The 11,407-nt window shown below is 33.9% G+C and carries 7 protein-coding genes and 1 riboswitch; of the genes, 3 read left to right on the top strand and 4 right to left on the bottom strand.

Annotated features, from left to right (window positions below):
• Window positions 1-143 precede the first annotated feature (143 nt).
• Window positions 144-437 carry a helix-turn-helix transcriptional regulator gene (locus tag HNS38_RS18635; RefSeq protein ID WP_172280501.1) on the bottom strand — a complete coding sequence of 98 codons (294 nt, stop codon included), beginning with the start codon at window positions 435-437 and terminating at the stop codon, window positions 144-146.
• Between the two features lie 111 nt (window positions 438-548).
• A complete protein-coding gene (gene ade / locus HNS38_RS18630; protein ID WP_172280503.1) occupies window positions 549-2,171 on the bottom strand; it encodes an adenine deaminase in 1,623 nt (540 codons plus the stop codon).
• A 127-nt stretch (window positions 2,172-2,298) separates the two neighbouring features.
• On the opposite strand from ade, the gene pdxA reads away from it, so the two are divergent.
• The gene (gene pdxA, locus HNS38_RS18625) at window positions 2,299-3,435 is read left to right on the top strand and encodes a 4-hydroxythreonine-4-phosphate dehydrogenase PdxA (protein ID WP_172280505.1); all 1,137 of its coding nucleotides are present in this window, start codon (window positions 2,299-2,301) and stop codon (window positions 3,433-3,435) included.
• Window positions 3,436-5,928 (top strand): bifunctional UDP-N-acetylmuramoyl-tripeptide:D-alanyl-D-alanine ligase/alanine racemase, encoded by a 2,493-nt coding sequence (locus tag HNS38_RS18620; protein WP_172280508.1) that lies wholly within the window; start codon window positions 3,436-3,438, stop codon window positions 5,926-5,928.
• Window positions 5,929-6,677: 749 nt separating this feature from the next.
• Here the strand turns inward: HNS38_RS18620 and argS are convergent.
• Both argS and HNS38_RS18610 read right to left on the bottom strand, forming a co-directional pair.
• The gene (argS, locus tag HNS38_RS18615) at window positions 6,678-8,462 is read right to left on the bottom strand and encodes an arginine--tRNA ligase (RefSeq protein WP_172280510.1); all 1,785 of its coding nucleotides are present in this window, start codon (window positions 8,460-8,462) and stop codon (window positions 6,678-6,680) included.
• A gap of 231 nt (window positions 8,463-8,693) precedes the next feature.
• Entirely contained in the window at window positions 8,694-9,311 is a 618-nt protein-coding gene (locus HNS38_RS18610; protein WP_172280512.1) for a glucosaminidase domain-containing protein, read from the bottom strand.
• A gap of 276 nt (window positions 9,312-9,587) precedes the next feature.
• Window positions 9,588-9,684, top strand: a riboswitch (TPP riboswitch).
• A 38-nt stretch (window positions 9,685-9,722) separates the two neighbouring features.
• Between HNS38_RS18610 and HNS38_RS18605 the strand changes: the two genes are divergently transcribed.
• Window positions 9,723-11,407: TonB-dependent receptor (locus tag HNS38_RS18605; protein WP_172346879.1), on the top strand; the 1,685-nt coding region annotated here is incomplete at its 3' end.

Here is an 11,407-nt window from a genome sequence, read left to right as displayed (position 1 = left end):
GCTTACGCTTCGATTAAATTACACGAGACTTAAATGGGTAACCCTATTATTTTATATTGATATTTCATTGTTTTAACTTTATCATCATTAAATAGCTTGGAAAAGTCAATTAAAAGTTAAATGATAAGAAAAAAAAAATCCATTTAATGACAACGATTCAAACATTGAACCATCTCTCCAATAATTTCATTATTTAAACTATAAATAATGTGTTTACCGGTTCTTTCTGATTTTAAGATATTTCTATTCTTTAAAATATTTAGGTGATGAGATGCGCTGGCTTGTTCGATATCTAATTTACAAAAAACTTCGCTTACGCACAAAGGACCATTTTCATCTAACATTTCAATAATAGCAATACGAACAGGGTGAGCCATCGCTTTTAACCTAGCGGCTGCTTTCTCAAGATGTTCTAAATCAAAATCAATTTTATTCATGCGGCATTTAACATTTATGAGGCCGCAAATTTAATAAAAGCATTTCAATACCAAATTCACAGTGTCTAGTTTATAACCATTCTAATAAAGTGATAAGCCAGGAAAAATGTATTAAACCTCCAAAGTTGTTAAACTAAATGTACTTCCATCAAACAGTCCTTTGTCGGAGAGTTTTAATTCTGGAATCACCAACAAAGCCATAAAAGACAGAGTCATATATGGTGCATTTAGCTTCGTTCCGAGAGATTTAGCCAATTGATCCAATTGTTCATATTTTTCAGCTACCTGATATCCATCCATATGTGACATAATACCTGCAACGGGAAGCTCCAAAACTGCTGTTCGATCTCCATCTACCCAGCTCACTCCACCTTCCGACTCATTTACTAAATTTACTGCTTTTACCATTTCCTCATCAGTAATTCCGATGGCTACAATATTATGACTATCGTGGGCCACACTCGATGCTATCGCTCCTCTTGTAAACCCAAAACCTTGAATAAACCCAATGGCAGGTTTCGATTTTTGATAACGATTTAGTACCATTATTTTGAGCACATCGGCTTTGGTATCACTAATAATTCCTGAAGATTCTTTTGGAGGAGTATATTCTATTTTATTAGTAATTAATTCTCCATCCATAGCTTGCATAACCTTTATTGTATTCCCTGTATTGGATATATACAAATCTTCGGGCTTAATCTCATTTACATGAAACTTATTGATAGGTTTAACAGAGATACTCTCAATCAAAGTCTTACCATTCTCAGCTACTAATTTACCATCTACAAAAGTTTTCAAGATAGTAAAATCATTCAAATTATCGACCAATATCATATCAGCAGCATTCCCTACTTGCAATAGGCCAATATCTAATTTATAATGTCGTACAGGATTTAAAATACAAGCTTGAAGAATATTCATAAAATCGTATCCATCAGCCAATGCTCGCTTAATAACCTGGTTTACATGTCCTTTTTCTAGATCATTGGGATGCTTATCGTCGGAACACAACATCACAAAATCAGGATGACTATCAATTAATGAAGAAAGGCTTTCATAATTTTTCGCTGCACTACCTTCTCTAATTTGAACAAACATGCCACTCTTTATTTTATCAATGGCTTCCTCGATGGTAAAGCACTCATGATCGGTAGTAATTCCGGCACCCACATATTTAGCGGCATCTTCACCTTTTAATCCAGGAGCATGACCATCAATAGGTTTACCATATTTCTTGGCCGCATTTATCTTGGCCCAAACTTCTTTATCATTAAATAAAACGCCAGGGAAGTTCATCATTTCAGAAAGATATTTAATATCATCTCTTGCTAACAAATCACCTATTTGCTGGCTATCGATACTTGCACCACTAGTCTCGAAAGTAGTGGCAGGAACGCAACTAGGCGCTCCAAAATAGAACTTAAATGGAACCTGTTTTCCATTCTCAATCATAAAATTCACTCCTTCAATACCCATCACATTGGCAATCTCATGGGGGTCACTAACTGTGGCTACTGTTCCGTGTGCTGTTGCCAAGCGAGCAAACTCAGATGGTATCAACATACTACTTTCTACATGAATGTGAGCATCCACCAATCCTGGTAAGATATAATTAGTCTCGGTGATAGAATCGTTGGGAATAATCTTAGAAATCTTATTATCAATGATATGTAATTCGCCTTTAAAAATCTTTCGGCTTATTATGTCAACAATTTGTCCTTTTAAAATCATATGAAAATATTTTGTGTAAATATACAAATGTTAAAAGAATGAAATCAATTGCAAAATACACTGAAATGAGGAGGCTAAAAACAAGTGAAATTCCAACAATCTTGTATATTTGCACAAAACAAAAAGCATGGAGAAAAGACAAGCGAAGGATCCTCGCCCTAGTATAGGAATCAGTCATGGAGACATCAATGGAATCAATTATGAAATCATTCTTAAAGCTCTGGAAGACAAGCGAATGAATGAGCTTTATAACTGTATCCTTTATGGTTCATTAAAAGTGGCCAATTTTTATCAGAACTCCATGGACTTACCAAAAACTAATTTCAATATCATTAAAAGGACAGATCGTACCAATATCAAAAAGTATAATCTGATAAACATTAGTGATAAAGAAATAAATATTGAACCCGGGAAAAGTACAAAAGAAGCTGGTGAATTAGCCTATTTGGCTTTAGAAAGAGCTGTTGGAGATTTGCAGAAAGGCTATATTCAAGCCTTGGTAACTGCCCCAATCGATAAAAACAATATACAATCAGAGCAGTTTAATTATGCTGGCCATACCGATTATTTAGCTGATAAATTTGAGACTAAAGATTATATTATGCTATTGGTTTCTAATTCGCTTAGAATTGGTGTCGTTACAGGTCATATTCCAATAAAAGAAGTGGCACAATCCATCACCATTGAATTGATTCTTTCAAAACTTAGAGTCATGCATAAGTCTATGATTTATGATTTTGGTGTTAGAGGGCCTAAAATTGCAGTACTGGGATTAAACCCACACGCTTCTGATGGTGGTTTAATTGGTAAAGAAGAACAAGAGATTATTATTCCAGCTATTGAAAAAGCACAAAAAGAAGGAATGTTAGTTTATGGGCCTTATGCCGCAGACGGATTTTTCGCTTCCAATAATTATCAAAAATTTGATGCTGTATTAGCCATGTATCACGATCAGGGACTCATACCTTTCAAAACACTTTCATTTAAAGATGGAGTGAATTTCACTGCAGGGCTTCCTATTGTCCGTACCTCACCTGCCCATGGTACTGCTTTAGATTTGGTAAATCAAAATAAAGCATCTGAAAGTAGTTTAAGAGAAGCTATTTATTTAGCCTCAGATATAATTCAAAACAGAAAGACAAATGATTATTATGGTAAAAACCCGCTAAAAACTCAAAAATCAGTAGATAAGCATAGTAAAGATGAAGATATTTCTGCATTACCTAGTCAACCAGACGAAAGCATAGGAGGCTTAAGCATATAAATGAAGGAATTGAACTATTCCATCTCCTTAATAAACCAAATAGTTAAAGGAGAATTACACAGCAGTTGTGATGATGATACAATTATTTATGAATTATTAATCGACAGTAGAAAACTCATCAATGCCAATAGTAGTATTTTCTTTGCTCTTAAAAGTAAGAGAAACGACGGACATAAATATATTAAAAACCTATATAAACGTGGTTTAAGAAGTTTTGTAGTTAGTGAAATTCCAGACCAATTTGAATACTTGGTTAATGCCAATTATATTCTGGTTAAGGATACGCTAAAAGCACTTCAAGCCTTAAGTGCTTATCATCGTTTGCAAATGGATTACCCAGTATTAGCCATTACTGGCAGTAATGGTAAAACCATAGTGAAGGAGTGGATTTACCAAGTTCTACAGGGTGACAAGAGCATCCATCGTAGTCCCAAAAGCTATAATAGTCAAATTGGGGTCCCGTTGAGTGTTTGGCAAATGAAACCACATCATGAAATGGCTATTATTGAAGCAGGTATTTCGGAACCTGAAGAAATGAATAATCTCCAAAAAATAATACAACCCACTATCGGTATCTTTACTAATATTGGTGAGGCACATGGTGAAAACTTTATCAACAATACTCATAAAGCTGGTGAAAAACTAAAACTTTTCACCAAAGTAGATACTCTCATATATTCTCCAGATCAAAAGAGGATTCAAGAGGTTCTTATTCGTTCTGAATTATTAGAGCAAATAAAATCATTTACCTGGAGCATGGAAAGCTATGCTGATGTTCGCATCACAAAGGTAGAGAAATCACAGCAGCATTCTACCATTAAAGCTATTTATAAGGAGAAAGAAATCTCCATAGAAATATTATTTATTGATGATGCCTCAATAGAAAATGCTATTCAGGTTTGGTGTCTTCTACTTTTATTGGGATATGAAGCTGATGTGATTTCAGAGAAGATGTTAGGTCTGGCTCCTATTGCTATGAGGCTAGAGTTAAATGAAGGAATTAATAATTGTAGTATTATTAACGATAGCTATAATTCTGATATCAATTCTTTAAAAATTGCACTCGATTTTCTAGAACAACAGAATCAACATCAACAAAACACCCTCATTTTATCTGATATCTTACAAAGCGGAAAGAATGAATTGGATTTATACAGTGAAATCGGACAACTGATCGAAAAAAAAAATATTACCCGATTTATTGGAATAGGATCAGCCATCAGAAAATACGCTGATAAATTTAAAATTGAAAAACATTTCTTTCAAAATACTAAGGAATTTCTGAATCAGTTTAGCTTTTCCTCATTTAAGAATGAGAGCATTCTTTTAAAGGGTGCACGCTATTTTGAATTCGAACAGATCAGCAAAGCCCTGCAGCAGCAAACCCACCAAACAGTATTGGAAATCAATATGGACCATATGATTTCTAATTTTAACTATTTTAGATCGAAATTAGAAAAAGACACCAAAGTCATGTTGATGGTGAAAGCCTTTTCCTATGGCAGTGGTAGCTATGAAATTGCCAACCTAATGCAGTACCATAGAGCTGATTATTTGGCAGTGGCATACGCTGATGAGGGAGTAGAATTGAGAAAAGCTGGCATCAGCTTGCCCATTATGGTGATGAGCCCTGATGAAGAAAGCATGGATAGTATTTTAAAACACGATCTAGAGCCAGAAATCTACAGTTTCAATATTTTAAATGCATTGGAGAGTTGTATACAGAAGGCAATTCATCCGAAAGACAAACCTGTTAAAATCCATATTAAATTGGATACAGGAATGAATCGCCTCGGCTTTGAAGAAAAAGATTTGGGAGCACTAATCAAGCGCATTCAAATGAATAATCTTTTGCTACCTCAATCTGTTTTTAGTCACTTGGCAGGTAGTGACAATTCTGAGTTAGAAGAGTTTAGTAGACAGCAATTTGAAAAATTTAATTATTTAGCCGCTCAGATACAACAAAGTTGTGAACAAGAATTATTAAGACATATTCTTAACTCGGCTGGAATCACAAAGTTCGCTGAATACCAAATGGATATGGTGAGATTAGGACTGGGATTGTATGGTTTATCTCCTTTTCCTGAGGAGGAAAAAAATCTAAAGAATATTAATAGACTAAAAACCTGTATCACTCAAATAAAAACTATCCAAAGAGGCGAGAGTGTTGGCTACGAAAGAGCATTTATAGCTGAACGAGAAATGCAAGTTGCTACAGTGGCCATTGGGTATGCAGATGGTGTTCATCGTTTTCTAGGTAATGGTAAATTTGCCATGATGGTCAATGAAAAACCCTGCCCTATTATTGGAAATGTTTGCATGGATATGTGCATGCTCGATGTATCTGATTTAGACTGCCAAGAAGGTGATGAAGTTATTGTTTTCGACAACCAGAAAAAAATTAGAGAAATGGCCAATATTGGTCAAACTATCCCCTATGAAATACTGACTGGCATTTCGCAGCGCGTGAAGCGTGTTTATTATAAGGAGTAAACAAATCCTTTTGTTTTGATATAAAAAATGCCAACGAAGAACTCGTTGGCATTTCTGTATTTATCATCTATCTATAAATGATGTAGCAAAAATATTAAAATAATTGGAATTGAATTATTTTTTTTTCAAAAACATTATTTCTCTGTTAAGCCTGTAACATTGAAAGCTTTCAATTCAATTTACATTATCAACCGAAACAAAATAAATTAATGTAGATCAATACTCTATCCATAAATACCGGACATAAAAAAAAGCCAGCGAAGAACTCGCTGACTTTGCATTTACCAATTATCTATCTCGATTCATTGACAAAAATACAATATTGCCAACCTAAAGTCAAATATTTTTAAACTTTTTTTTCTAAAAATTATTTACATTGAAAAAACCAAAGGAAATTGAGACATAAAAAAAGCCAACGAAGAACTCGTTGACTTTGCATTTACCAATTATCTATCTCGATTCACTAACAAAGGTAAGAAAAAAAATCTTTACGTGAACAATTTTATCAATTTTTATTCCGGAAAAGAATATACACTATAAAAGTAAGTGATTAAATATTGACATAAAAAAAAGCCAACGAAGAACTCGTTGACTTTGCATTTACCAATTATCTATCTCGATTCTTGACAAAGATACACATAAATCAGATTTTGTCAAGTATTTTGACCAATTATTTCTCCCCTTTTTAAATATTAACAAACTAAAAGACTATATATCTGCTAATTACAATTGGTATTTTTTTTAAAAAATTACATTCTATTAGGAACTTGGATACCTAATATCGACATTCCACTTGCAATAACTCCCGCAACTTGCTTGGATAACTCGACTCTAAAAGCTTGTTTATTGGTATCCTCTTCTTTCATAATAGAATGCTCCTGATAGAATTTATTGTATTCTTTTACCAATTCGAAAATATAATTTGCTACCATACTGGGACTATAATGTTCCCCAGCTTGTTTTATGGCAGCTGTATAATTTCCTAAATGTTTTACTAAAGCTTTTTCTTTAGCCTCTAATTTTAGGTTACCATTATAGTGGGCAGAAATACCATTCTCGTGAGCCTTACGAATAATAGATTGGATACGAGCATAAGTATACTGAATAAAAGGCCCTGTATTTCCATTAAAATCAATAGATTCTGCAGGATTAAACATCATCTGTTTTTTAGGATCTACTTTTAATATAAAATACTTTAAAGCTCCTAAACTCACTGTTTTATATAGTTCAGCAGCTTCTTCAATAGTAAAATCTTCTATTTTGCCAAGTTCCTCAGTGGTTGCTTTAGCCGTATCATACATTTCTTGCATTAAATCGTCGGCATCTACTACAGTTCCTTCTCTCGACTTCATTTTACCATGAGGAAGCTCTACCATACCATAAGAAAGGTGATGAATATTTTTTGCCCATTCTTTACTTAATTTCTGAAGTACAATCTTTAAAACATCGAAATGATAGTTCTGTTCATTTCCTACCACATAAATCATCTCATTAGGGCTATAGTCCTCTTGTCGTAATTGCGCCGTTCCAAGGTCTTGTGTCATATATACAGAAGTTCCATCCGCACGAAGCAATAACTTCTCATCCATCCCCTCATCTGTTAAATCACACCAAACGGAGCCATTTTCCTTTTTAAAGAGAATACCCTTTTCTAGGCCCTCCTCCACTAATTTCTTTCCTAAGAGATAGGTTTCTGATTCATGATAAACTTTATCGAAGTCAACACCCATATTGGCATAAGTAATATCAAAACCATCATAAACCCATTGGTTCATTCTAGTCCATAGCTCGTAAACTTTTTTATCTCCAGCTTCCCATTTCAGTAACATTTCTTGAGCTTCTAGCATTAGAGGAGCTTGCTTTTTGGCCACATCCTCCTCTATTCCACTCTCTACTAAAGTTTTGATTTCTACTTTATATTTTTGGTCGAAAAGCACATAATAATCGCCAACAAATTTATCTCCTTTGGTATCTGTTGATTCAGGAGTTTTATTTTCACCCCATTTTTGCCAAGCCAACATAGACTTACAAATATGAATACCTCTATCGTTGATCAGGTTCACTTTTTTCACATTCTTACCATTGGCTTTAAGCAATTCAGCTACCGACCAACCTAAGAGGTTATTTCTAATATGTCCTAAATGCAAAGGCTTATTAGTATTTGGAGAAGAATATTCTAAAACCAGAACATCTTTTTCATCCATGGGAGTAAATCCATACTTTTGAGCATTTACAATATTCTCTAAGATATTGAGATAATAATCATCCTTTATCACAAAATTTAAAAATCCTTTAATCACATTAAAGCTATCGATAAAAGGCTCAGCAGCTAGCATTTTTTGGCCTAATTCCTCAGCCGTTTGCTCTGGAGATTTTTTCGATAATCTGGTAAAACCAAAAACAACAATGGTGAAATCACCTTCTAAGTCCTTACGAGTTTGTTGAACGGGAATTTGTTTGGCTTCAATATCTTGGCCATATAGTTCTTTTAGTGCTAATTGCGCTTTTTCTACGAGTTGTATTTCTAATGTCATGCTTTTAAATTTTGGGCTGCAAAGATAGGATTTTTAGCTTGAATTTATAGCGATGAAAATCAAGGTTGTAAATTTTATAAATATAAAGAAAAAGCATGGATTATCAGTCACATAGATTCAAGTAATGCCAGTAGGAAATGATGCATTCTTATTGATTTTAAAATAAAGGTCATTTCAACATCGGTAGAATTTGAAAAGAAGCATATATTATGCAATCTGTTTTTCGATTTACTAATAATCAGCTATTTCATTAGGAATATAATTCTTAAAAAGGCTATTGATGATCTTCTGATACTCCCCTCCTATTTCACTATAGGAATTTAAGCTTTCTGCTAGAATGATTAAATCTTTATCATCTGTGCTATAATAGTGCTGACGTGCTTTACGAAACCCATTCGTGCCTTTTTTTGTATTTAGGAAAAACATATATCCATCCACAGAAGATTGAAGATTGGGGTAGGTTTTAACGAAAACTTTTTGATCATCCTTACCGAATTTCATACCACAGCCCTCTTCATAACAATGAATACCAAAATAGGCATGCCCCTCTTTGGCAAAACGAGATTCGCCCCATGCTGATTCAATAATAGCTTGAGCTATTGCCAAACGCACAGGCACCATCTGAACTTTTAACATCAATTTATCTATGATTAAAGCTACTTGTGAAGGTTCTGTATGATCAATTTCCTCTTTAAAATCATATTTTTTGAGGATTTTTTCAATTTTTATGATCTGATACTTTGTTAATGAACTACTTTTATTAAAAGCAATGTTGATTTTTTTTAAAATAGATCTGTCCTTGTTAATCTGATAATTAGAATATTGTGCTGCTCTTATAATATCTTTCATAAACACAAGCTTCGGTTCAGTCAATTCTTTCTTCCCTTCAAAACTAAGGTTCAGATCCTTACCTTCATAAAAAGACTTCATATCTCTTTCGTAATTATAGAAAAATAAAATAAGTCCCATGCCTATCAGCATCAGAAAAAACAAAATGAATTTAAATCTATCTAACATCTTCCAAAAATAATACTTTTAAATATATACTATCAATATATTTCATGTCAAGACCTAAAAACATCTAAAAACACTTCTATTCATTAAAAAATTCTACCTTTGCAGCGATAATAACAATAGAGGTGCCTTAATACTACGGGCTGAGAACACACTCTTAAAACCTGATCCAGGTAATGCTGGCGGAGGGAATTAAGTATCAATACCACTCTATTGGTTTTTAATAATTCATTCAAAATCAATAAAATGTTTAAACAATTATTAGTTATTTTAGGAATCATTGCTCCAATGGTTTTATTTTCTCAAATTAAAATGAGTGGCCAAGTGGCTGATGATGAATCAGGCGCACCTTTAGTTGGTGCACACATTCAAATTAATGGAATCCAGAGTTTTCAGATGGTGACCGATAATAGAGGTGCCTTTGCTTTTAACAATATCGCAACAGGAACTTATGAGGTTAAAGTTAGCTTTGTGGGTTATCAAACCTATAAAGAAACTTTAGAGCTTGCTGATGATTCTCATATTTCAGTAAATCTAAAAGAAGGCTTGGTGGGTGAAGAAGTAGTTGTCTTTGCTAATAGAGTTAGTGATAATGCTCCTTCTGCTTTTCAAAATTTAAACAAAGCCGAAATTAACAACAGAAACAATGGTCAAGATTTGCCATTCATTCTTAACAACAGTCCATCTCTAGTGGCTACATCAGATGCTGGTAATGGTATTGGCTATTCTGGCTTCAGAATTCGTGGTTCGGACATGACTCGTATTAATATCACCATGAATGGTGTTCCTATGAATGATGCAGAAAGTCATTCTGTTTATTTCGTGGATCTTCCAGATTTGGCTTCTTCATTAGATAATATACAAATTCAGCGTGGGGTTGGAACGTCTACTAATGGAGCTGGGGCTTTTGGTGCCAGTATCAATATGCAAACGACCACTCTAAACGATCAGCCTTATGCTAAATATGATGGTCGTATTGGCTCTTATAATTCCATGAAAAACACAGTGAGTTTTGGAACCGGTTTATTAAAAAACAATTTAGCATTTGATGGTCGTTTATCAAAAGTTCATTCTGATGGTTATATTGACCGTGCTTCTGCCGATTTAAAATCTTTATATTTCTCTGGAGGATACTATGGAGAAAAAGATGTGCTTAAATTTATGATTCTAACTGGTAAAGAAGTTACTTATCAAGCTTGGGGAGGAATGCCAAAAGCTTCCCTAGACACCAACAGAACCTATAATCCTTATACCTATGATAATGAAGTTGATGATTATCAACAAGATTATTATCAATTACATTATACTCACTCTTTTACTGATAAACTAGGCTTTAATGCTACCGCTTTCTATACCAGAGGAAAGGGGTTTTACGAGCAATCTAAAGAGGGTAGAAAATTTGAGGACTATTTATTAGACGATGTAGTTATTGGCGGCGATACCATCACAAGAACCGACCTAATCCAAAGAAAATGGTTGGATAATCATTATTATGGAGCCAATTTGAGTTTAAACTACCAAGACAGAAAATTGGAAGCCAATATAGGAGCTGGATGGAACCAATATGATGGAGACCATTATGGACAAGTCATTTGGTCACAATATGCTAGTAATGGAGATATTCGCCATCAGTGGTATGATAATAATGGCTTAAAGACAGACTTTAACATATACGGTAAAGCCAGTTATATGATTACTCCTTCTCTTTCTGCTTTTGGAGATCTACAATACCGTCATATTGATTACAAGATTAAAGGAACTCATGATGACTTAAGAGATATTAGCCAAAATCATGATTTCAATTTCATCAATCCTAAAGTTGGTATAACTGGTCATATTGGTAATTTAATGAAGGTATATGGTAGTTTTGCCATTGCCAACCGTGAGCCAAGCAGAAGCAATTATAAAGATGCTGACGAAGGATATAACCC

Origin of the sequence: Lentimicrobium sp. L6 (assembly GCF_013166655.1) — a bacterium.
In the GTDB taxonomy this organism is placed as follows: Bacteria; Bacteroidota; Bacteroidia; order Bacteroidales; family UBA12170; genus UBA12170.
The sequence above is the reverse complement of the archived record's forward strand: the minus strand, read 5'-3'. Positions and strand labels throughout refer to the sequence as shown.